The sequence below is a fragment of the Nonomuraea salmonea genome, assembly GCF_042428605.1.
In the GTDB taxonomy this organism is placed as follows: Bacteria; Actinomycetota; Actinomycetes; order Streptosporangiales; family Streptosporangiaceae; genus Nonomuraea; species Nonomuraea salmonea.
Genome location: NZ_JBHMCF010000029.1, coordinates 161,796 through 183,786 on the forward strand (window position 1 = coordinate 161,796; position 21,991 = coordinate 183,786).

The window sequence follows — 21,991 nt, forward strand, 5'->3', positions numbered from 1 at the left end:
AGGGGTGAACGATCGGCACGTGGCGCTCATCAGCGCTTTCTACGACGCTCTGGGCCGCGCGGACTTCGCGGCCATGGAGCGCTGTTACCACCCCGCGGTCAGTTTCGGCGACCCCATCTTCCAGGAGGTCGAGGGGCGCGACAGGGTGATGAGGATGTGGCGGCTGCAGCTCGGCGTACGCGACGGGCTGAAGTCGGAATACCGCGACGTGACGGCCGACGACTTCACCGGCACCGCCCACTGGACGGCCACCTACGCCTTCTCCAGCACGGGCCGCCAGGTCGTCAACGAGATCGACGCGCTGTTCAGGTTCGAGGACGGCCTGATCGTCCGCCACCACGACGACTTCGACTTCAGACGCTGGTCGAAGATGGCTCTGGGCCGGCCGCACGGGCTGCTGTTCGGCTGGACGCCCATGTGGCGCAAGACCATCAGAGACCGCGCGACACAGCAGCTCGACGAGCTCGGCTCGTCCTAGTTCTTCCTGTTGGGGAGGTGCCCATGGCCAGGGTGAAGGGGCTCAGGCGCGGCGGTGACGTACGCGAGCAAGCGCCCGAACACTCGATGGACCCGCGCGCCGTGGAGGAGCCTCCCTACCGCCCGACCGTCATCGACAACGCCATCTACTGCGACGGCGAGCGGGTCGACAACCCCGGCTCGCTCGCCGACGCCTTCGAACGCCTCAAGCAGACCCCCGACGCGATGGCCTGGATCGGGCTCTACCGGCCGAAGGAATGGGAGCTGGTCAAGCTCGGCGAGGAGTTCGAGCTGCACGAGCTGGCGCTGGAGGACGCCATCGTCGGCTCCCAGCGCCCCAAGGCCGACCGCTACGGCGACACCCTCTTCGTCGTGCTGCGCGCCGCCCGCTACCTCGACGACGTGGAGGAGGTCGCGTTCGGCGAGCTGCACGTCTTCGTCGGCCCCAACTTCGTGATCACCGTACGCCACGCCGAGGCCCCCGACCTGCAAGGCGTGCGCAGGCGCATGGAGTCCGACCCCGACCTGCTGCGCCAGGGCCCGCAGGCCGTCCTGTACGCCATCCTCGACGCCGTCGTCGACGGTTACGCCCCGGTCGTGGCCGGGCTGCAGAAGGACATCGAGGAGATCGAGGTCCAGGTCTTCAGCGGCGACCCGTCGGTGTCGCGGCGCGTCTACGAGCTGTCGGGCGAGGTGATCGAGTTCCAGCGGGCCACCGCGCCACTGGTCGGCATGATCCACGGCTTCATCGCCGGGGCGCGCAAATACGGGGTCACCGACGAGCTGCAGAGCTACCTGCGCGACGTCGCCGACCACGCCATCACGGTGACCGAGCGCATCTCGTCCTTCCGCCAGATGCTGCAGAACATCCTCGTCGTCAACTCCACGCTGGTCACCCAGGCGCAGAACGCGGAGATGGCGCGGATGACGGAGGCCAGCATCCGGCAGGGCGAGGAGGTCAAGAAGATCTCGGCGTGGGCGGCCATTCTCTTCGCGCCCACGTTGGTGGGGACCATTTACGGGATGAATTTCGACTTCATGCCGGAAACGCACTGGGTCTTCGGTTATCCGTTCGCCATCGTCCTGATGGGAGCGGTCTGCCTGATCCTCTACACCGTCTTCAAGCGGAGGGACTGGCTCTGACGGGCGAGCCATTCCCGGGCGATTTTTCCCGACATATCATCATCCATTCCATCGCCCTTTCCCGGGCTTGATGATTTCCGCCCTGACCTGCTTTTATGATGCCTTCGACCCCGCCACTACAGATCGGTGACGATGGCGACGCAGGAACACATCAACACCGCCCGGCGGCAGCTGGAGCATTTGCGCGACCACCACCAGGACGACGTGCTCGCACTCGCCCGCCTGGTCGAGGCCGGCGCGCTCAAGGGCCCCGCAGGCGACCGGCTGGCAGCCGACCTCCGCTCCTGGGACCACGCCGTCAAAGACCTCTTCACCCGCGCCCTGTCCCTCCTGGACACCCTCACCCCGGACGCCCGGTGACCCCGCAGGTAGGCATCGACCCGGCCCTGATGACCCAGCTCATCAACGGCATGCGACGAACCGCCCAAACCCTCCCGGAAGTGGCCGTCCACATCGAACGCAACCTGTCCGCCCTGGGCCTCCACATGTGGGGCCCTTCCCACCTCCACACAGTGGCCCGCCGCCTGGCCGACCAGCTCCCCGCCCTGCAGGGCCGCCTGGACCTCATCCTCGCCACCCCCGACCGCACCCTCGGCAAGGACGGCCTCCTCTGGGCCGACGAATCCGCCTGGCTCTCCAAGTCCCCCGCCGAAGGCACCACCAACGCCCAGCTTCTCGCCACCCGCCTCCGCACCGAGCTCACCGCCCACGCCCTCACCCCGGAAACAGTCGCCGCCCTGGAACGCCACAAAAACGACCCGTACTTCGCCCTGGCCTTCACCCAGGTGATCGGCCCCGCCGAGCTCAGATCCCTGATCGCCCGCGCCTACGGGGCGGGCCTCCCACCCTCAGAACGCCCCCTCCAGTACGACGTGGCAACCCAGGACCGCCTCACCACCATCCTCAGCACCCTGCTGGCCACGGCCTCCCGAGGCGTCGGCCGCCTCACCCTCCCACCGGACTACACCGACCTCCTGACCGCCGACCTCCACCTCCCAGAGAACGCCTTCGCCCTCAAGCGTCTCCTCCAGGACGGCACCTTCGACCACACCTTCCTCCTCACGTTGATCCGCAAGCTCTACGACCTGGACGTGGCCCACCCGCCGGACCTCTCACTCCCCCGCGACACGTGGACGACCCCCGGCCCCCGCGACACCACCCCCGGCGACCTCAGCCCGATGGGCACCGCCCTGGCCGCCCTCGCCCACCACCCCGCCGTAGCCCAGGACTTCTTCACCGACCCGGCCCGCCGCCCCCTGGCATATCTGATGCGCACCCACCCCTGGCACGGCACCGCCGGAACAGACCTCGCCTGGGCCATCGAATCCGCCACCACGGAATTCCGCGACCACGACCTCCCACCCGCCGAAAGCCGCGGCTACAAATCCGCCCTGATCGCCTCCTGGGCCCTGCACTTCTGGAGCGACCCGAAGGTCCAGAAGAACCTGCCTGAATCCCGCCTCCATGTCGGCAGAATTCTCGCGGCGTACATCAGCGACGTGCATCGCGACACGCAGGCATTCAGCGACGAAATCCCCGGCGTCGTGACGAGCCTGGATCCGGACAAGAATGTGAAGGGGCTGGAAGCCTACGGCGCCAGATTCAGCAACAGCGACCTCAAAAAGATTATGACCTGGGCGTTCGTGGATGAAGGAGCCTTCGAGACAGTCGCCACGGCACACGGCCTCTATTCAGCTGAAGTCCTCGACCAACTGGCCGTCAAGGTGTCCGCTGAAGTACAGGCCGATTTCACTGAATGGCGGCACTCGCACCCGGAGGCGACTCCACAGCAGCTCGAAGCGGAGTGGCAGGACGTACTGGAAGAGCGGATGAGCCGTAGTGGTGGTGCCGCATTTGCCCGTGCCGCCTGCGATCTCAGCATGACCACGTGGGCGATCACCGACGCCGCCAACATCTCCATGATAAGTGCCGCCAAAGAGGATGATGCGCGGCTCACCTTTTTCAAGGATCTGGCGGAACAGGCCGTGGGATTCCTCGCAGGACCTCCGGGAACGTTGGCCGGCACGGTGGCCGAGACAGCTCGGGACCAGATGTTCGGACAGATCAAGCCGGGCCATGAGGAAACGGCTCGCCAGGACGCGGACACGGCTGTGGGAGCGGCCAAGCACATGTTCACCGACCTCACGGCAGCCGCCATGATGCGTCATGGACTTTTCGGCGACGCGGCCGCGCGCGCCAGATCGCATCCCTACCACCACGCGGACTTCTCCCCCGGTGCACCTGGCCACTTTCTCGATGACGGGCACCTCATTCCTTGGGCCGACATGAACTCCGGCCAACGCCGGGCCTACGACGAGTGGCTGCGGCTGAACGACACCGGCCGGGTGTTCGCTGCTCCTGACGCCGCGATCACGAGTGGCTTCAGGGATGCGAAGAACATCTACTCCGGACATGGCTCATGAAGAGCCGGCTCATCCTCTTCACGGGAGCCGTGTCTCTCTTGGTGGCATGCTCGTCACCATCGAGCACACCACCAGACACCCGGGCGCTTGGGGACGTCACAGCCGAGCCTCGGGAGTGCGGTCTGATCTCATCCGACGCCATCAAAATCGCTACCGGCCTCACCGAGTATTCCGCCTACGGCACCACAATCGACATGGGCCGGCGCTTCGGGTCATGTTCCGTCGGTGGAGAAGCGGAAGGTGAGCAAGGGCTGCTGATCAAAATGTTCGAGCCCTCACCCATCAGCCCTGAAGGGTTGGAGAACACGAAGCGGGTGAACCGGGGCAATGATCTCCCCAATGGACTGGGCCCAGGGTTTGTGGCGCGTCGGGGGAATGCTCAGGGGCGGAGCATCGCGTTCGTCTATGGGTGGACGGGTGATTACGAGAAGCTGCTCACCATCAACATCATGGAGGGTGTGCCGGGGCGGGATTCGGCGGCGGATGCGGTGGAGTTTTTTCGGCAGCTTAGGCCGGTTCTGTTGGACGAGCGGTCAGGTGAGGAAGCGGTGGATGTCGGTTAGCTCGGGGGTGGTGAGCGAGGGTGGGAGGGTGTCGGAGGAATCTAGCTCGGCTTTTGTGCCGGTGCGTTTCCAGGTGCCGCGGATCAGGCTGTTCATCAGGACTGCGGGGCAGAGGATGCCGCCGCCCGGGTAGATGTGGTGGGTGTGTTCCTCAGCGAGGATCGGGGTGCGGGTGGGCCAGCCCAGGAGGTACTCGTCGAAGGCGGGGATCAGGCGGACGAACGGGTCCGTGGCGGGTGGCTTCGGCGACGGCGGGGTGAGGTGCCAGGCGGTGCGGGTGGTGCCCAGGGGCAGGCCTGACCAGGTGACCAGGTCCTCCGGGGTGGCGGGGTGGGGGGCTCGGCGGTAGCGGGTGGCGAGTTCTTTGAGTACGCGCTTCGTGGGGCGCCTGGTCAGGGCGTGGAGCCAGGGGAGGCCGTCCACGTGGATGAAAGCAGCGCGGACGGTACGTCCTGGGCCTGCACGGCGCCCAGGTGGCGGACGATGTCCCCGGCTGTCAGGCCCGGCGGGCGCGGTGCAGCAGCTGGGCCTCGGTGCCTCTCGGCATGCCGGGCATCGCTCTCAGGCGGCCTGGGGGACGGGCATGGTGGTCAGCAGTTCCGTCAGGGCGGTGGCCGCCGTGAAGTCGCGGAGTTCGGCTTCCGGGGTGAGGATGAGGCGGTGGGCGAGGACGGGTACGGCCAGGGCCTTGACGTCCTCGGGCACCACGTAGTGCCGTCCCGCGGCGGCGGCCTTGACGCGGGCGGCCCGCAGCAGGGCGAGGCTGCCGCGCGGGCTGGCGCCGAGACTGAGGTGCGGGCTCGTACGGGTCGCGGCGCACAGCGCGACGATGTAGTCGTAGACGGGGTCGGCCACGTGGATGCGCGAGGCGAAGTCGATCATGCCGGCCACGTCCGACGAGCGCGCCACCACGGGCAGCCGTTCGACCTGCGGCCCGGTGGGCATGCCCTTGAGCACCTCGACCTCGGAGGCGTGGTCGGGGTAGCCGACGGAGATCTTCATCAGGAACCGGTCGAGCTGGGCTTCGGGCAGCGGGTACGTGCCGTCCATGTCGACGGGGTTCTGCGTGGCCACGACGAGGAACGGGCGGGGCACCGGGTGCGGCTCGGCGTCGACGGTGACCCGGCGTTCCTCCATGACCTCCAGGAGCGCGGCCTGCGTCTTCGGTGAGGCGCGGTTGATCTCGTCGGCGAGCACGATGTTGGCGAAGACGGGCCCGTGGTGGAACTCGAACGTCTGCTGCGCCTGGTTGAAGATGGACACGCCGGTGATGTCGCTGGGCAGCAGGTCGGGCGTGAACTGGATGCGCCGCCACTCGGCGTCCACGCTGGCGGCGAGCGAGCGGGCGAGCGTGGTCTTGCCGGTGCCGGGGACGTCCTCGACGAGCAGGTGTCCTTCGGCGAACAGGCAGATCAGGGCCAGCTCGATGGCCTCGTGCTTGCCTCTGATGATGCGTTCGATGTTGCCGGCGAGGAGGTGGAAGCGCTGGGCGAACTGGCCGGCGAGCTGCGCGTTGTGCTGCTGGAGGTGGGCGGAGGGGTCGTGCGGTCCGGTGTGCTGGGGGTGTGCGGCCTGCTGCTGGTACGCCGGCGCGGCGGGCTCGCCGAGGTCCTGGTAGCGGGCGGCGTGGTCCTGGTAGTGGTACTGGGTCAACTGAGTCCCCTTCTCAGCCGGCGCACTCGGAGAGCGGCCCTCAGGGGAGGCGACGGCGAGGACAGCCGGCACACCGCTACACACCCCGATATTTCCGACTGCACACCGTTCGCCCCCGTATTACCGGGGATCACCCTAGCGCTCGGGAATCACTCGCGCGCGCGTACCGGCTGGTAGCGCTGGGATTCGGGGTGCGGGCGTGCGTGGAGTGTCGGTCCGAAGCCGTACCTTAGTGCCCGTGTCCGAACAGCCCCTGACCCTCGACTCCGTGCTCACCGACGAGGCGGTCCTGTCGACCTACCGCCGCATGTTCGCCGCGCTGGCCCGCGACAGCGGGGCGGTGGTCGACGATCCCGCCCTGGTCGACATCGCCGAGACGTTGTTCGCGGCGTTCGCCGAGGCGGGCGAGGAGTGGCTGACGCACGAGCAGATGCGCTTCGCCTGCCGGGCCTACCCGACCGACCAGTTCGACAACCGGCTGCGGGTGCTCAAGGGGCTGGGCGCGATCCGCGAGGTGTTCCCCAAGCCCAACCAGCTCCGCTACCGCGCGTCGTTCACGAGCGTGGTGGGGCTGATGTTCATCAGGCGGATGATGGACGACGGCGGCCAGTCGGAGATGCACAGGCTGCTGGCGCTCGAAGACCTCAACGTCGCCGACCCGCGCACCACGATGGAGGAGGCCAGGCAGAGCGCGCTCAACCTGGCGCGGGCGTTCCGGCTGTGGGCGCTCGAGCTGATCACACTTACCACCGGCACCATCGAGGAGCTGCGCGAGCAGGCACCCAAGCTGTGGGGCACGGAGGAGATCGCGCGGCGGGCGCAGGGCCTGCACGGCACGATCCTGACCCGCTGGCCCGAGCTCGACCGGGTCTGCACCGACCTGCGCGCGTCCATCTACGCCTACAGCGACGCCTCGCGCCGGGCGGCCGGCCGGCTGGCCGACTCGGCGGGCACCACCCGCAACCTCACGCTGCTGCCGACCGAGACGTGGCGCACGTTCGCGCAGACCGCGCCGAAGGAGCGGCTGGCGGCGGTGCTCGACGGGTTCGTATTCGACGCGCCCGCGCCCTGGCACGACCCGGCCGCGATAGCCCGCGCGGTCGACGAGGCCCCGCGCCCGGCTCCCGCGCAGCCCACTCCCCCGCGCTCCAACCTGCCCGATCCTGGTCCTGACTCCGAGCTCGGCGCCTCGCAGGACGCCGTGCTCGAGCGATTGCGCGAGACGGCCGAGTCGCTGCTCGGCGGGTCGGAGCGGGTGGCGCTGCGCGACGCGCTGAGCTCCGACTGGGTGGCCGCGCGGCGGGTGCTGGCCGACCTGACCACCGTCGATCTGCGGCCCGAACTGCCCTACCGGCTGGTCTGGGCAGACGGGCTCAGGATCGACCCCGATCGCGAGCCGGCCTGGCTGTCCGACGGTCACCTGGAGCGTGTCCATGGCTGAGCATCCCGGGCCCGCCGCCGCCGCCCACGCGCGCGCCCGCGCGGGCGGCCCCGTCAGGCTGGGCGCGGCCGAGCCTGCGCCGCCCGGCATGATGCGGCTGACCAGGGCCGACTCCACCGGCGAAGCGCTGCCGGTGTGGCCGGACGGGGTGACGCCCGCGCTGCTCGAGGAGCACCAGGTGCCGCCCGTGGCGGTGGAGCGCTCCGGCGAGACGCGGCGGGTGCTGGCGGCGGTGCTCAAGTGCTGCTGGCACGACCTGTCCGCCGACCCGTGGCCGGGCCGGCCCGCGCCCGTCGACCTGGTGCTCGACACCTACCGCGAGCTGATCGGCCGCACCGACGACCTCATGCGCAACTGGGCGGTGGGTGCGCTGCGGCGGCTGCACGACTCCGCGTGGGTGGTGATGGGCGACGGCGTGGTCACGCTGGGCCCGCGCTGCGCCCTGTGGCCGGTCGAGTCGCACGCGCAGCTGCAGGAGCTCGTACGCAGGCTGCCCGACCCCGCGCGGCCCGAGCTGACCGTGGTGCCCGACGACGACCTCGTGGCCGCCGGTCAGAGCGCCGAGGCCAGCGAGGCGGGCGGCCGGGCGGAGGCGGCGGTGGCCGAGTTCGACGACCTGCTGAGCGGCTACGACGAGCGGCGGCGGGCCGAGCTGGTGGCGGCGTACATGGTGGTCGAGCACGCGGCCGAGCCCGTCCAGGAGGTGCGCTTCGCCGCGCTGCGCGACCCGGCGCTACGCCACACGCTGGGCGAGATGCTGGCCAGGCGCGGCCGCACCCTGATCCAGCACCGCGACCGCTGGACCTCCGGCTACGACGACGCCGTCGCCGCCCGCCTCGGCGCCGAGGGGCCGGCCCGGCTGGGGGTGAGCGAGCGTGCGGTGCTGACGCTCGTGCTCGTGCACTCGGTGGCCATCCCGCGCGCCGAGGGCCTGCTGCCGGAGGACTCCTGGCTGTCGCCGCACCCCACGCCGGCCGACGAGCTGCGCCGCCACACCCAGCTGCCGATCGGCGAGCTGGAGTCGGCGCTGCGGGTGCTGCGGCACGCGGGGCTGATCAGCCAGGTCAAGGCGGGCGAGGAAGCGGGCGGCTACGTGCCGGGGCCGCAGTTCCACCGGCTCACCCCGGCGGCGCGGCGGCGGCTGCAGGAGGAGCTGATCCTCGCGGCCGGGCCCAGCACGCCGCTCGCGGCGGCCGTGCTCGCCAGAAGATCGGCCAGATGAGATCACATGTCAGCGTTGATGAGGGATGGAAGGGTCACGGGGGTTCAGGTGTCGCAGGTGGAGAACGTCGTCGGAGACCGGGTGCTGATCGCCGTGCAGGCGGTCAACATCTCGCGGTTGTCGACCCATCCGGTGCCCACCGTCCCCGGCACGCTGATCGTGGTGGCGGGCGCGGGGCCGAAGGACTCCAACGGGGCGGGCAAGTCGTCGTTCATCGCCTCGATCACGGCGCTGCTCGGCGACGAGCAGTGGCGGTTCGCGTCGGGCGCCAAGGCGGTCTCGGAGCTGCTGTTCAACGCGGAGCTGGCCAGCGGCGCCGGGTCCAGGCAGTGGGCGAGCGCCGACCACGGCTACATCGTGGGCGTCTTCGGACCGCCCGGCATGGATGGGTTCGCCCCGCCTGCCCCTGAGCCGCAGGAGCCCGCGGCCGACGGGGAGCTGTTCGAGGTGCCCGACACCTCGGGCGGCGCGATGACCGTGTGGCTGCGGGTCAACCAGGAGGCGCCGCACCTGGAGATCCGCTGGCGCGAGGGGGTGCACCTCGCGGCGTCGCCGTCGGAGGCGGAGCGGGTGGCGCGGGCCGACGAGATCTGGGCGTCGCTGCCGCGCTCGGCGGGGCGGCGCGACGTCGTGGCCCGCGACCTCACCAAGGTCCTCTACGGCGACCGGGTCAGGTGCGTGTCGTTCCTGTCCACGTCCGTACGCAGCAAGGTCGCCACCAACCTGCTCTCCCAGCCGCTCAACGAGATCTCGCCCGAGCGGGTCTTCGAGGCCATCGCCGCGCTGACCGGCCTCGACGCCGAGCTCGAGCAGGAGCGCGAGGCGCGCCGCGACGAGCACGCCAAGCGCGTGCGGGCGGCGCAGGCGGCCGACCGGCTGGCCGAGTTCGAGTCGGAGTCGAAGGCGCTGCTGAGCACGTTCGACCGGCGTGACCAGGCGCGCGTCAGATTGGCCGACGCGCTGCGGTGCTGGCGCGGGCGGCAGGCGCGCAAGCTGGCCGACGCCGCCGCGAAGGACGAGGCGCTGGCCGCCGACCTCGAGCGGCACCAGGCGGCCGGTGTGGCGGCGGCCGAGGCGGTCGCCCTGGTCAAGGCGGAGATCTCCACCCTGCGCGAGGACACACTCGACCGGCAGGTCTCCGAGGCGCGCAAGGAGCTGGCGGCGCTGCAGGCGCGGGCGGGCAAGCTCGACGCCGACCGGGCCGTCGCCGAGAACTCCGCCGACGAGCTGCGCGGGCTCGTCCCCGCGCTGGAGGAGACGCGCCGGTTCGCCGACGGGCGCGACGTGCCGGCGGCCGAACGCGAGCTGGGCGAGGTGCGGCTGCGGCTCAACGAGGCGCTGAAGGCGCTCGGGGTGGCCGACCAGGAGGTGGCCTCCGCGCAGGCCGCGCTCGACGACGCCGAGGGCGGGCCGGCGGCGGCCCAGCTCGACGCGCTGGCGGCGGCGGGCATCGGCGCGACCGGGCTGCTCGACGCGCTCGACGTGGCCGAGCAGGCCCGCGACGCCAGCCCGTCCGGCGGCAGTCCCCGGAGGGCCGGACGGGGCCCGGGCTCCGGCGACGGGCGCAGGCCCGCCGCAAAGGGGACGGCCGACGCCGGTGACGCGCAGGAGGCCGACGCGGGAAGTACCGCGCGGGCTGCCGGTGCCGGGCAGGCGGCCGACGCCGTGCAAGCGGCCGACGCCGTGCAAGCAGCCGACGCCGTGCAAGCAGCCAGCGCTGTGCAAGCGGCCGATGCCGCGCGGGCGGCCGACGCCATGCAAGCGGCCAGCGCTGTGCAGGCGGCCGATGCCGCGCGGGCGGCCGGTGTTGTTGAAGGAGCGGCGCTGGGGGCGGCGCTCAAGGCTCGTTACGGGAAGCCGGCCGTGGTCGGTGACCTGCGGGGGTGGCCGCACGAGCACGCCGTGATCGTGGACGCGGGGCAGCTCGACGCCGCCGCCGCTGCCCTGGCCGGCCTGCCCGGGTCGGTGCTGGTGAGCGCGGCGGGGGTGAGCGTCGTCGGGGCGTTCGACGGGGTGGCGACCGGGCGCGAGGCCCGCATCAAGGCCGCCGAGCAGCGGCTCAACCGGGCCAAAGACGTCCAGGAGAGCGCCGCCCAGGCCGTACGCGAGGCCGAGGAGGCGGTCGCCGAGGCGCAGCGGCGGCTCGAAGGGGCCAGGGCCGGGGTGCGGCTGGCCGAGCTGGAGGTCAAGCTGGGCGAGCGGCGGGCCAAGCTGGCCGAGCTCAACGCCGCCATCGAGGAGCTGGCCCCCAAGGTCGCCGAGGCCGAGCGTCAGGCGGGTGCGCTCGACTTCCGCGCCCGTACGCGTGACATGGAGATCGAGCGGATGGAGGGCCGCAGGCACCGGCACGAGAGCGAGCGGGCGCAAGCCCGCGAGCAGGAGTCCAAGGTCACCGCCGAACGCGAGGCGCTCAAGCTCGACGCGCTGGCCGCCGACTGGGGCGGCACGGTCGAGACCGCCCGCGAGTGGCTCGAAGCGCTGTCCGACGACGAGCGGCCGCGCACCGCCGACGAGTGGTGGCGGGCCGCCGAACGCCTCCTTGACCAGGCGCTGCGTGACACGTTCCCGGACGACGACGCGGAGCTGCCCGAGGAGCTGCGCTTCCTGCTGAGCGAGCGGGAGGGCAGCACGGCGCGGGAGCAGGCGACGTTCTCGGCGGTGTGCGGGTCCCTTTCGTCCTACCTGCGGGGCCAGGAGGAGTACGAACGCCACCAGCGCCGCCAGATCGAGGCCCAGCTCGTCACCCGGCAGCGCGACCTGGCCGCGGCGGCTAGGGGCGCTGAGGAGGCCGCCCAGTCCACGGCGGTGCACCGGGCCGCGCTGACGGCCGCGATCAAGGCCCGTCTCACGCGGGTGGCCGAGGAGTTCGACAAGCTCGACACCTCGTACGGCGGTTACGGTGCCACCCTGGAGTTCCCGGTGCCGCCCGCGCCGGCCGACCCCGAGCAGCGCTGGCAGTGGCGGGTCACGCCGAAGTGGCGGCGGGGCGAGGGCCAGGGGTTCGTGCCGTACAACCGGCGGGCCAACACCGCGCTCATGGACGAGAAGGCCGTCAAGCTGGTGTGCGCGGCGGCCATCGCCTCGTCCGGGGGCGGCCACCTGTGCCTGGTGCTCGACGAGCTCGGGCGCAACCTGGGCAAGGAGCACCGGCGGGAGGCCGTCGCGCTGTTCCGGCGGATCGGCGAGACGTACGGGATCACGGTGATCGGGGCGCTGCAGGACGACATGGAGCCGTACGCGATCGACGCCTGCGGCCAGTACATCAAGCTGCGGCGGTCGTCGGACGCCATGCCGTACAACGAGCCGCCGGTCATCGTGGGGCACGACCAGCACGCGGAGCGGGTGCGGGCGCTGGCGGCGTACGTCGAGCGGTGAGCCTTCACCTGGGTGGCGGGCCGGTGTAGGAGGCGCGCAGGCGGAGGAGGGAGCCGCGGCGATACTCCTCCATCGCGTGCGCCAGCCAGCCCGCCGCCCTGGCCACCGCGAAGATCGCCTCGCCGGCGCCGCGGGTCATGCCGCTGACGGTGACGAGGGTGGCGAGGGCGAGGTCCACGTTGGGGTGCGGGAGGCGGCGACGGCGCATCTCGGCCAGTACGGCGTCCAGGGCCGCGATCCGCTCGCCCGCCGGACCGTCGGAGGGCATGACGGCCTTCTTGAGCAGGTCGAGGAGGAGGGTGGCGCGGGCGTCGCCGCTCTTGTAGACGCTGTGGCCGAAGCCGGGGATGCGTTCGCCGCGCCGTAGCCGCTCGCCGATGACGCGTGGTGCCTCGCCCGGGTGGGTGATCTCGGCCAGGAGGCGCTCCGCGGCGTACGAGGCGCCGCCGTGCAGCGGGCCGCTCAGCACGCCGAGGCCGGTCAGGACCACCGCGTACGGGTCGGCCTTGGCGGAGGCGGCGACCCTGGCGGCGAGTGTGGAGGCGGCCAATTCGTGGTCGGCGAGCAGCACCAGGGCGGCCCTGAGCGCGTCGAGCAGGCCGGGGCCGGCGGGGTGCGGGGACAGGCGGGTCCAGAGGCGTTCGGCGATCGTGCCGCCCTGGGTGTCGTCGTCGCGGAGGGGCGGCATCGCGTCCACCATGCCCGCGATCAGGCGGCGGGCCGTGGCGGTGACCGAGGCGGGGTCGAGCTGGTAGCGGAGGGAGTCGGACGCGCCGAGGACCGTGACGATGACCTGGAGGCGGTCGAGCGGCAGGAGGTCGCCGGGCAGGCCGCGCTGGGCGGCGCAGGCGGCCCGCAACCCGTCGCCCGGCTCAAACCGCCACCCGTCCTGACCGATCCCGGGCCCCTGCGGCCCTTCCGGCCCGCCCAGGCTCTCCGACCGCCCCGGCCCGTCCGAAAGCGCCCGCCCCTCGAACCTCCCCAAACCGTCCGAAATTTCCCGCCCCTCCGACCGCCCCAGACCGTCCGGGAGCGCCCGCTCCTCCGACCGCCCCAGACCGGCCGGGAGCGCCCGCTCCTCCGACCGCCCCGGCCCGTCCGAAAGCGACCGCCCCAGCCCGGCCGGACGTTGCTGCTTGGGGCGGCGGGGCCGGGCCGGGCGGTGCCAGATGGCGGGGTCGCCGGTCCACAGCCACTCCGCGACCGTCTCGAACGGCGCCGTACCGGCGAGGGCCAGCGCGTCCGCGCCCCGGTAGTAGGGCCGGTCCACGCCGAGCGACGTGACGGCCGACTCGATGACCAGCTCAGGCGGCTGGGCACGGGGCCGGCCGCGGCGGGCGAGGCGTTCGATCTCCTCGGCGGAGAACAGGCTGCGCCGCCCGTCCTCGCTGTGCCGCCGCTGCACGACGCCGCGGCTCACGTACGCGTACAGCGTGGCGGGTTTGACCCCGAGCCGCTCCGACGCCGCGGCCGCGTCGATCCACTCCACCCCGAAGGCCCTTCACGTTGACGACCGTCAACGTTGATTGAAGCACGGCCATCACAGGGTGCGGTCGCCGGTCTCCGGCAGGGCGAGCAGGCAGAGCAGGCTGAGGACGGCCATCGCGGAGACGTACCCGCCGACGGCCAGCGCGCCGAGCCCGCTCGCCTGCATGCTGGTGGCGACCAGGGGCGGCACCGCGCCGCCGAGCACGCCGCCGAGGCTGTAGGCGACGGACGAGCCGCTGTAGCGGTACTCGGTGTTGAACAGCTCGGGCAGGTAGGCCCCCATCGGCCCGAAGACCAGGCCCATCAGCCCGAGCGCGCCCGCCAGCGCGAGACCGACGAGGAAGATCACCCGGGTCTCCATCAGCGGGAACATCACCAGCCCCCACACGATGGCGCCGATCACGCCGGTGATCAGCGTACGGCGGCGGCCCAGCCGGTCGGACACCATGGCCGAGACCACCGTGCCGGCCGCCATGAACACCACGCCGATCATCGACAGCGCCAGCATCGTGGTCTTGGAGATCTCGAGGACGTCGGTGCCGTAGGCCAGGCAGTAGGTGGTGGCGGTGTAGAAGAGCGTGTACGCGATGGTCATGGCGCCGGCGCCGAGCAGGACGCGCCGCCACTGGTGCCGCATCAGGCCGGCGAACGGCACCCTGGCGATGCGGCGCTGGTCCATGGCGGCCTGGAAGACGGGCGTCTCGGAGATCTTGAGCCGGACGTACAGGCCCACGATCACCAGCAGCAGGCTCCCCACGAACGGCAGCCGCCATCCCCAGCTCTCGAACTGCCCGTCGCTCAGCGTCTCGCCGAGCACCAGGAACAGCCCGTTGGCCACGATGAACCCGGCCGACGGGCCGAGCTGCGGGAACATGGCGTACAGGCCGCGCTTGCCGGGCGGTGCGTGCTCGGTGGCGAGCAGCGCCGCGCCACCCCATTCGCCGCCGAGGCCGATGCCCTGGGTGAAGCGCAGCAGCACGAGCAGGACGGGCGCGATCACGCCGATGGCGGCGTAGCCGGGCAGCAGGCCGATGGCGACCGTGGACAGCCCCATCACCAGCAGGGACACGACCAGCATGGACTTGCGGCCGATGCGGTCACCCCAGTGCCCGAACACGGCCGAGCCGAGCGGGCGCGAGATGAACGCCACGGCGAACGTCGAGAACGCGGCCAGGCTGCCCGCCACCGGGTCCATCTCGGGGAAGAAGGCGGTGTTGAGCACCAGGGCGGCGGCGGTGCCGTAGATGTAGAAGTCGTAGAACTCGATCGCGGTGCCGATGAGGCTGGCCGCCGCGATCCGGGACCGGCTGGGGGCGTCGGTCTGGGGGGAAACTGTCATGCTGTCTCACTATGCGGACGATCGTCTTGTGAATCGATACGAGGACGCTATCACCTGGGGTGATGTTAAGTTTCACTACGGAACGTTCGCGAAGAAGGAGTGGATTTGGCGGTCGAGCTGGTGATCTTCGACTGTGACGGGGTGCTGGTGGACAGCGAGCCGATCTCCGTACGCGTGGGGCTGGCGGCCCTGCGGCGGCTCGGCCGGGACATGACCGAGGACGAGTACATCGAGCTGTTCGTCGGGCGTACCGGCGACTACTGGGAGCAGTACGTCGGCGCGACCCCGCCCGGGTGGCGCGACCGGTTCACCGCGGAGTACCGCGCCGCGGTCGACGCCGAGCTGCGCGTCGTCGAAGGCATCACCGACGTGCTCGAACGGCTCACGATCCCGTTCTGCGTGGCCTCCAACGGGCGCCACCGTACGATCCGCCACAATCTGCGGCTCACCGGGCTGGCCCATCACTTCGACGGGCGCGTGTTCAGCGCCGAGGACGTCGCCGAGGGCAAGCCCGCGCCCGACCTGTTCCTGCACGCCGCCGCCACCATGGGGGCCGAGCCTGAGGCGTGCGTGGTGGTGGAGGACAGCCCCGTCGGGGTGACGGCGGCGGTCAGCGCGGGCATGCGCTGCCTGGCCTTCGCCGGCGGCATCACGCCGGTCTCCCGGCTGGAGGGCCTGGGCGCGACGCTCTTCCACCACCCCGCCGAACTGCCCGCCCTGATCACCGCCCTCTAGAGACGGGCGTCACCTCTGGCGGGAACGGCCGTTCTCGTCCAGGTAGTCGCGCCACGTCCGCTTGGGAGTCCAGCCCAGCATCCGGTACGCCTTCTCGCAGGAGACGCCCGACGAGTCGACCCGGGACAGCGGGCGCAGCTCGATCTTGTCGCCGTGGATCCGGCGCAGCATGGCGGCGAAGTCGTGCCCGCCCGCGTTGTCGGGCGCGGCGATGTAGAGCACCTCGTGCCCCGGCAGGTCGGACTCGACGGCCAGCACGATGGCGTCGGCGAGGTCGTACACGTCGGTGTAGCTCCAGAGCCCGGCCCCGATCTCGCCGGCGTCCCGCACCTGGGGGCCGAGGTTGCGCTCGTAGTTGCCCTCGTGCTGCACCCAGCTCGGCCGCAACGAGATGCACTTGATGTCGGAGCGGCGCACCGCCGCGTCCATGAGCTGCTCGCCGAAGTGCTTGGACAGCGCGTACGGGTCCTGCGGCCGGGCCGGATGCTCCTCGTCCACCGGCGCGTAGTCCGGCAGGAAGGGCCGCTCGGCGAAGAAGAAGCCGGGGACGGTCTCGCTGGAGATGTTGACGAACCGGGTCACCCCCAGCCGCACCGCCGCCTCGATCAGGTTGAACGTCGCCATCAGGTTGTTGTGGAACACCACGTGCGGCGCGTTGGAGGTGGGGTCGGGGATGGCCGCCGCGTGCACCACGGCGTCGGCCCCGTGCGTGATGGCGTACGCCTGCCCCGCGTCGGTCAGATCGGCCTGCAGATAGCGCGGCTCGCCGGGATCGTGCCGCTCGAAGACGGGACGGGCCAGGTCGGTGGCGGTCACCTCGTGCCCCGCCTCGGCCAGGGCCTTGACGGCGGCCCTGCCCACCTTCCCGTGTGCTCCGGTGACGACGACGCGCATGAGCCGCTCCTCAGAGGCTGAAACCCTCGATCTCGCCCACAACCTATACCTCCCGCCTCGTCCTCCTCACCACCAGCCCACCCCCGCAGAACCACCCACCCGCACGACCTTCCGGCATGGGGGAACAGACCGGCCGTGACCAGCGACTCCCCCGTGGACAACGCCACAACCTCCTTCGGTGGCCCGCAAGCGACACGAGGGCTCCAGAAGCAGGCGGGCTGAGGACGTCCGGCCGCACGAGCGCCACGTCCCCTCCCGAAACGAGGCACCGTTCCAGGACGAGCGCCACGTCCCCAGGGGCGGCGCCGTTCCGGATTGAGCGCGCCTTGCGGGGTGGCGTTCCGCCGTTCGCCGAGCTGATCGGCGGGCGGTGGGACGTCAGGTGACGCCGACGGCGCTCAGGGTGGAGCCGGTGCGGGTCTTGGTGACCTTGAGCTGGGCGGTGATGCGGGAGCGGAGTTCGGGGACGTGGCTGACGATGCCCACGGCACGGCCCCCGTCGCGCAGGCCGTCGAGGATGTCGAGGACGCCGTCCAGGGTGTCCTCGTCGAGCGTGCCGAACCCCTCGTCCACGAACAGCGTCCCCAGCTCCGCGCCGCCCGCCTCGGCGGTGACGACGTCGGCCAGCCCGAGCGCCAGGGCGAGCGAGGTGATGAAGCTCTCGCCGCCGGACAGCGTGGCCGGGTCGCGGTCGACGCCGGTCCAGCCGTCGGCCACCTTCAGCCCCAGCCCGCCGCCGGCCCGCCCGCGCGCCCCGGCCGTCTTCCCGAGGTCGTGCCTGAGCAGGTAGCGGCCGCCCGACATGTGGTCCAGCCGCTCGTTGGCGGCGGCCACGACCTGCCGCAGCCGCTCCCCCAGCACGAACGACGACAGGCTCATGCTCCACTGGTTGTCGCTGGACGTGCCGCTGGCCAGGGACGCCATGCGTTCGGCGAGGCGGTGCCGGTCGGCGGCGGGACGCCAGCGTTCGAGGTGCCCGGCGAGCTCGTCGCGCAGCTCGGCCAGCCGCCGCGCCCTGGCCGCCGCCCGGTCGCGTACGCTCGCCAGCCGCGTGTGCTCCTCCTCCAGCGCGTCACGCTCGGCCCCGGCCGCGGCCAGGTCGGGCGCGGGCTCGGCCGCGGCGGCCACCAGCTCGGGGTCGGCGAGCACGCCGCTGACGGCCGCGTGCTGGTCGTCGAGCCGGCGCAGCAGCTCGGCCCGGCGCTCCCGCTCGGCCGGGCTCCGGTACGCGGCCTCCGCATCGCGCACGTCGCCGAACCCGGCCTCCGCCGCCGCCTCCTCGGCCGCCCGCTTCGCCCTGGCCAGCTCGTCCCTGGCGGACACCGCCGCCTGCGTCGCCTCCAGCGCCTCACGCAGCAGCTCGGCCTCGTCGTTCAGCCGGGACAGGCGGGCGGTCAGCGTGGCGTCGCCCCCGCGCGCCGCGTCGAGCCGCGCGGTGAGCCGTCCCGCGTCGCCGCTCAGCTCCTCATGCCGGGTACGCGCGGCCGCGAGGCGCGCCGCCACCCGGCGCCCCTGCTCCTCCAGCTCGCCACGCTCGCGTCCGAGCCGCGCTGCCTCCTCCGCCAGCCGAGGCTCCCCGGCCGCCGACTCCTGAAGCCTGCGCAACTCGCGCTCAGCCGCCGCCAGCGCCACCTCGGCCTCAAGCTCCGGGCCGAGCCGCGCCTCCTGCTCCCGGTCGGCCATGGCGTCGTCGGGATCGAGTCGCGCCGTTACGCCCTCTCCCTGCGCTCGCTCAGCCCCGGGAACCAGGTCGAGCTGAGCGCGTACGCGGGCCCGCTCGGCCTGCCGCTGGGCCCGGTGGGCTCGGGTGGCGGCGAGGGCCTCGGCGATCTCGCGGGCCTCGTCGCGGACGCGTTCGCGGTCGGCCTCCACCCTCTCGAGCGCCTGCGCCAGGGCGGGCTCGCGGTCGGCGACCGCCTGGAGGCGGGCCAGCTCCTGCTCGGCCCGCTCCACGTGCTCCTCAGCGGTGGCGACGTCGAGGCCGTCGGTGGCCGCGGCGGCGTCGGCGTGGCGGGACTCCAGTGAGGCCAGAGTACGTTCGGCGGCCTCGCGTTCGCCCAGGGCGGCGTCGTGGGCGGCCTCGGCCTCGCGTTCGTCGTCGGCGGACGGAGCGCTCGGGGCGGGCGCGGCGGGGTGGGGGTGGTGCTCGGAGCCGCAGACCGCGCACGGCCGCCCGTCGGCGAGGTCGCGCGCCAGCTCGGCCGCCATGCCGTCGATGCGGGCCTGCCGCAGGTCGAGCCAGCGTTCGCGGGCGGCCTGGGCCTGGTCGACCAGCACCTGGTGCGCGGCCCTCGCCGCTTCGAGCTCACCCGCGAGCGTCTCGCGGCGGTGCGTCGCCTCCAGCGCGGCCCCGGCCGACTCCAGCGCCGCCGTCTGGACAGGGATGGCCGCGGCCTGGGCGCGCACGCCGGCCAGCGCGGCCTCCGCCTCGGCGAGCCGGGCGGGCAGCTCGGCCTCCGCGGCGGCCACCTCGGCCTCGCGCTGCGCCAGCCCGTCGAGCTCGGCCGCCAGCGCGGCCAGCTCGCCGTCGATCTCGATGAGGTGCGCGGCGGCGTCACGTGCGGCCTTGGCGGCCGGGATCCTCGCAGCGTCGGTACGGGCCATCGCCAGGCCCGCCTCGGCCTGCTCGATCAGGGCGGGCAGCTCGGCCAGCCGGGCGGTCACGCGTTCGTCGGCGCGCAGCAGCTCGGCCAGCTCGTCCTCGACCCGCAGCAGGTCGCGCCTGACCACGGAGAGCCTGGCCTCCTCGGTCAGCAGCTCCTGCAGCCGCGCGATCTCGTCCTGCCGCGCCCGCTCCAGCGCCGCCAGCTCCCCGACGCTGGGCCCGTCCTCCTCGATCCGCCGCTGATCGCCGTACCGCCCGTCGGGGGATCCGTCCGGGGCGGAGGGGTCGGCGGGGCCGGAGGGGTCGGAGGAGGACAGGAGGGGGCGGGCGCGGGCGATGGCGTCGGCGGCCAGGGCGCGGGCCTTGGCTGCGGCTTCGGCGCGTTGCCTGGCGGCTGTGATCAGGGGAACGACGCGGTCGGCTCTGGCCGCGTCGTCGAGGATGGCCAGCAGGTCGGCGCGCTCGTCGGCACGTTCGTCGAGGGTGCGGCGCAGGGTGAGCGCCTCGGCGTACCGGCGCTGCCGTTCGGCCAGGGCGGCGGCCTGCTCGAACCGGGTGCGCGCGGCGCGTACGGCGACGCCTGCCGCGGCGTGCTCCTCCTCGGCTCGCGTCACGACGGCCCGCGCGACGGCGAGCAGCGCCCCCGCCCACGGCAACGGCTCCTCCTCCGGCGACGGGACCTCACCGGCGGCTGAGGCCACGGGCTGGGTGGGCTCGGTGGGCTCGGTGGGCTCGGTGCGCTCAGGGTCCGGGGTGAGCGAGTGCAGGAGGGTCGGGCCGGCGGCTTCTTCCAGGCGTTTGACGGCGAAGTCGACCTCCTGGCGGAGGTCCTGGGCTTCGCGCCAGGCCTGTTTGCGGTGCTCGGCCAGCCACGACTCGGCCGAGGTGAAGATCTTGACGGTGAAGAGGCGCTCGAGGAGTTTGGCGCGTTCGTCGCCGGCGGCGCGCAGGAAACGGGCGAAGTCGCCCTGCGGCAGCATGGCCACCTGGCAGAACTGGTCGGCGTTCATGCCGAGCAGCTGCCCGACGAGGTCGCCGGCCTCGTCGAGGCGGGTGGTGAGGCCATGCCAGCCGGCGCCCTGCCACTCCGACAGCACGACCTTGGACTTCTCCTCGGTGACGCCCGTGCCGCGCAGCTTGGGCCGCTGCCAGGCGGGTGAGCGCTGGATGCGCAGTAAACGGCCCCGGAGGGTCACCTCAAGGGTCACCGAAGGGCCGGTGCCGGGCGGGGCGTGGTCGCAGCGCAGGCTGCGGGCGCTGTTGCGCTGGCCGGGCACCTGACCATAGAGGGCGAAGCAGAGCGCGTCGAGGATGGTGGTCTTGCCCGCCCCGGTGGGCCCGTGGACGAGGAAGAGCCCAGCCTCGGACAATGCGTCGAAGTCGACGGTCTCGGTGCCGGGGAAGGAGCCGAACGCCGTCAGCGTGAGCCGGTGCGGCCGCATCTACGCCATCGTCTCCTTCACCCTGGACGCCTCGATGGCCTGTCTTAGCAGGTCTTCCTCCTCGGGTGCGGCAGGCTCGCCGCGGACCTCCTTAACGAAGTCGAGTGCGACCTCCGCCTCGGGCCGCCCGCTGAGGCGTACGGGCTGCGCGGCGGGGACGGCGCCCACGGGCTCGAAGGACAGCGCGAGGGTGTGGGGGAAGCGGGCGCGCAGCCGGTCCATCGCGGACTTGGGGCGCACCGGGTCGGTGAGGATGATCTGCAGCCAGTGGTCCTCGTAGGGGGCGTGGCGGGGGTGGGTGAGCAGGTCGTCGATCTCGCCGCGCAGCCGCCCGACGGGACGGGGCACGGGAGCGGGCACGAACTCCACCTCCTCCCCCAGCGTCACCAGCCAGGAGCCCTTGACGTGGCCGACCTCGGAGAAGGAGTAGGCCAGCGGCGAGCCGGAGTAGCGCACGGTCTCGGACATGCGCTGCCGCCCGTGCAGGTGGCCGAGCGCGACGTAGTCGGCACCGTCGAACGCCGTCAGCGGCACGTGGGCGACCCCGCCGACGCTGATGTCGCGCTCGCTGTCGCTGGCCTGCCCGCCGGTCACGAAGCAGTGGGACAGCACCACCGAGGCGCGGTGGCGGGCGGCGTCGGCCCTGATGCGGGTCATGGCGTGGGTGATGGCGGCGGTGTGGCTGCGGTCGGGCAGCTCCCACTGGGCGCGGACCAGCTCGGGCTCAAGATAGGGGATGCCGTAGAAGGCGACGTCGTCGACCACGACGGGCTCCCACGACTGGTCGGGCGAGGTGCGCACGTGGACGCCCGCCGCCTCGAACAGCGCCGAGCCGAACCGCAGCCGCAGCGCCGAGTCGTGGTTGCCGCTGATCAGCACCACCCGGGCCCCGGCGGCGCGCAGCCGGGCGAGCGCCTCGTCGAGCAGGGCGACGGCGTCGACGGGCGGCAGCGCGCGGTCGTAGACGTCGCCGGCCACCGCCACGACGTCGACCCGCTCGGCCCGCACGGTCTCGACCAGGTGATCGACGAACGCGGCCTGCGCCGCGAGCAGGCTCTCGCGGTGGAAGGAGCGCCCGAGGTGCCAGTCGGAGGTGTGCAGGATCCGCATGTCGCAGGAAGCTAACAGCTCTCACTGACAAATGCGGCCTCTCCAGTCCCACGCGCCGGGAGTAGGCTGAAAGATCAGCGG

General features: G+C 72.3%; 15 protein-coding genes and 1 pseudogene. 9 read left to right on the top strand and 7 right to left on the bottom strand.

Annotated features, from left to right (window positions below; all coding sequences use genetic code 11):
• The first annotated feature begins 4 nt into the window (after window positions 1–4).
• The 5 genes from ACFFR3_RS24890 (at window position 5) to ACFFR3_RS24910 (ending at window position 4,606) form a co-directional block, all read left to right on the top strand.
• Window positions 5–478, top strand: a complete 474-nt coding sequence (locus tag ACFFR3_RS24890; RefSeq protein ID WP_364364194.1) for a nuclear transport factor 2 family protein — start codon at window positions 5–7, stop codon at window positions 476–478.
• A gap of 23 nt (window positions 479–501) precedes the next feature.
• Window positions 502–1,620, top strand: coding sequence for a magnesium and cobalt transport protein CorA (locus tag ACFFR3_RS24895; protein WP_364556413.1), 1,119 nt, complete (start codon window positions 502–504; stop codon window positions 1,618–1,620).
• A gap of 132 nt (window positions 1,621–1,752) precedes the next feature.
• Window positions 1,753–1,980, top strand: a complete 228-nt coding sequence (locus ACFFR3_RS24900) for a hypothetical protein (RefSeq protein WP_364364189.1) — start codon at window positions 1,753–1,755, stop codon at window positions 1,978–1,980.
• Window positions 1,977–4,043, top strand: a complete 2,067-nt coding sequence (locus ACFFR3_RS24905) for a hypothetical protein (protein WP_379483924.1) — start codon at window positions 1,977–1,979, stop codon at window positions 4,041–4,043. Before ACFFR3_RS24900 ends, ACFFR3_RS24905 begins: the two co-directional genes overlap by 4 nt.
• Window positions 4,040–4,606 carry a hypothetical protein gene (locus ACFFR3_RS24910; protein WP_379483925.1) on the top strand — a complete coding sequence of 189 codons (567 nt, stop codon included), beginning with the start codon at window positions 4,040–4,042 and terminating at the stop codon, window positions 4,604–4,606. The genes ACFFR3_RS24905 and ACFFR3_RS24910 overlap by 4 nt, the downstream gene beginning before the upstream one ends.
• Here the strand turns inward: ACFFR3_RS24910 and ACFFR3_RS24915 are convergent.
• A pseudogene (locus ACFFR3_RS24915) lies at window positions 4,577–5,047 on the bottom strand (DNA glycosylase AlkZ-like family protein); the annotation flags it as partial. The gene ACFFR3_RS24910 and the pseudogene ACFFR3_RS24915 overlap by 30 nt on opposite strands.
• Before the next feature lie 120 nt (window positions 5,048–5,167).
• Entirely contained in the window at window positions 5,168–6,259 is a 1,092-nt protein-coding gene (locus tag ACFFR3_RS24920) for an AAA family ATPase (RefSeq protein WP_364364180.1), read from the bottom strand.
• Between the two features lie 238 nt (window positions 6,260–6,497).
• On the opposite strand from ACFFR3_RS24920, the gene ACFFR3_RS24925 reads away from it, so the two are divergent.
• From ACFFR3_RS24925 to ACFFR3_RS24935, 3 genes are read left to right on the top strand one after another with little or no spacing between them, the layout of a single operon-like run.
• Window positions 6,498–7,700, top strand: a complete 1,203-nt coding sequence (locus ACFFR3_RS24925) for a hypothetical protein (protein ID WP_379483926.1) — start codon at window positions 6,498–6,500, stop codon at window positions 7,698–7,700.
• On the top strand, window positions 7,693–8,922 hold the full coding sequence (locus ACFFR3_RS24930; RefSeq protein WP_379483927.1) for a hypothetical protein: 1,230 nt from the start codon (window positions 7,693–7,695) through the stop codon (window positions 8,920–8,922). Before ACFFR3_RS24925 ends, ACFFR3_RS24930 begins: the two co-directional genes overlap by 8 nt.
• Window positions 8,923–8,979: 57 nt before the next feature.
• A complete protein-coding gene (locus tag ACFFR3_RS24935; protein ID WP_379483928.1) occupies window positions 8,980–12,297 on the top strand; it encodes a chromosome partitioning protein ParA in 3,318 nt (1,105 codons plus the stop codon).
• A gap of 4 nt (window positions 12,298–12,301) precedes the next feature.
• Here the strand turns inward: ACFFR3_RS24935 and ACFFR3_RS24940 are convergent, their stop codons facing one another.
• Together ACFFR3_RS24940 and ACFFR3_RS24945 are read right to left on the bottom strand one after the other, a co-directional pair.
• Window positions 12,302–13,786: a citrate/2-methylcitrate synthase gene (locus ACFFR3_RS24940; RefSeq protein WP_345387004.1), complete on the bottom strand. Its 1,485-nt coding sequence runs from the start codon at window positions 13,784–13,786 to the stop codon at window positions 12,302–12,304.
• A gap of 51 nt (window positions 13,787–13,837) precedes the next feature.
• Window positions 13,838–15,124: an MFS transporter gene (locus tag ACFFR3_RS24945; protein WP_379483929.1), complete on the bottom strand. Its 1,287-nt coding sequence runs from the start codon at window positions 15,122–15,124 to the stop codon at window positions 13,838–13,840.
• 105 nt (window positions 15,125–15,229) lie between these two features.
• Between ACFFR3_RS24945 and ACFFR3_RS24950 the strand changes: the two genes are divergently transcribed.
• Window positions 15,230–15,859: an HAD family hydrolase gene (locus ACFFR3_RS24950; protein ID WP_379483930.1), complete on the top strand. Its 630-nt coding sequence runs from the start codon at window positions 15,230–15,232 to the stop codon at window positions 15,857–15,859.
• Between the two features lie 9 nt (window positions 15,860–15,868).
• Here the strand turns inward: ACFFR3_RS24950 and ACFFR3_RS24955 are convergent, their stop codons facing one another.
• The 3 genes from ACFFR3_RS24955 to ACFFR3_RS24965 all read right to left on the bottom strand — a co-directional run bounded on the left by ACFFR3_RS24955 (window position 15,869) and on the right by ACFFR3_RS24965 (window position 21,910).
• Window positions 15,869–16,753 (bottom strand): NAD-dependent epimerase/dehydratase family protein, encoded by an 885-nt coding sequence (locus tag ACFFR3_RS24955; protein ID WP_379483931.1) that lies wholly within the window; start codon window positions 16,751–16,753, stop codon window positions 15,869–15,871.
• A gap of 378 nt (window positions 16,754–17,131) precedes the next feature.
• Entirely contained in the window at window positions 17,132–20,800 is a 3,669-nt protein-coding gene (locus ACFFR3_RS24960; RefSeq protein WP_379483932.1) for an AAA family ATPase, read from the bottom strand.
• Window positions 20,801–21,910: an exonuclease SbcCD subunit D gene (locus ACFFR3_RS24965; RefSeq protein ID WP_364364153.1), complete on the bottom strand. Its 1,110-nt coding sequence runs from the start codon at window positions 21,908–21,910 to the stop codon at window positions 20,801–20,803. It lies immediately after the preceding gene.
• Between the last annotated feature and the right edge of the window lie 81 nt (window positions 21,911–21,991).

Bases quoted from the DNA above. Each gene is read 5' to 3' on its own strand.
- ACFFR3_RS24895 (WP_364556413.1), top strand. From the start codon at position 502: ATGGCCAGGGTGAAGGGGCTCAGGCGCGGCGGTGACGTACGCGAGCAA.
- ACFFR3_RS24900 (WP_364364189.1), top strand. From the start codon at position 1,753: ATGGCGACGCAGGAACACATCAACACCGCCCGGCGGCAGCTGGAGCAT.
- ACFFR3_RS24910 (WP_379483925.1), top strand. From the start codon at position 4,040: ATGAAGAGCCGGCTCATCCTCTTCACGGGAGCCGTGTCTCTCTTGGTG.
- ACFFR3_RS24930 (WP_379483927.1), top strand. From the start codon at position 7,693: ATGGCTGAGCATCCCGGGCCCGCCGCCGCCGCCCACGCGCGCGCCCGC.
- ACFFR3_RS24945 (WP_379483929.1), bottom strand. From the start codon at position 15,124: ATGACAGTTTCCCCCCAGACCGACGCCCCCAGCCGGTCCCGGATCGCG.
- ACFFR3_RS24955 (WP_379483931.1), bottom strand. From the start codon at position 16,753: ATGCGCGTCGTCGTCACCGGAGCACACGGGAAGGTGGGCAGGGCCGCC.
- ACFFR3_RS24960 (WP_379483932.1), bottom strand. From the start codon at position 20,800: ATGCGGCCGCACCGGCTCACGCTGACGGCGTTCGGCTCCTTCCCCGGC.
- ACFFR3_RS24965 (WP_364364153.1), bottom strand. From the start codon at position 21,910: ATGCGGATCCTGCACACCTCCGACTGGCACCTCGGGCGCTCCTTCCAC.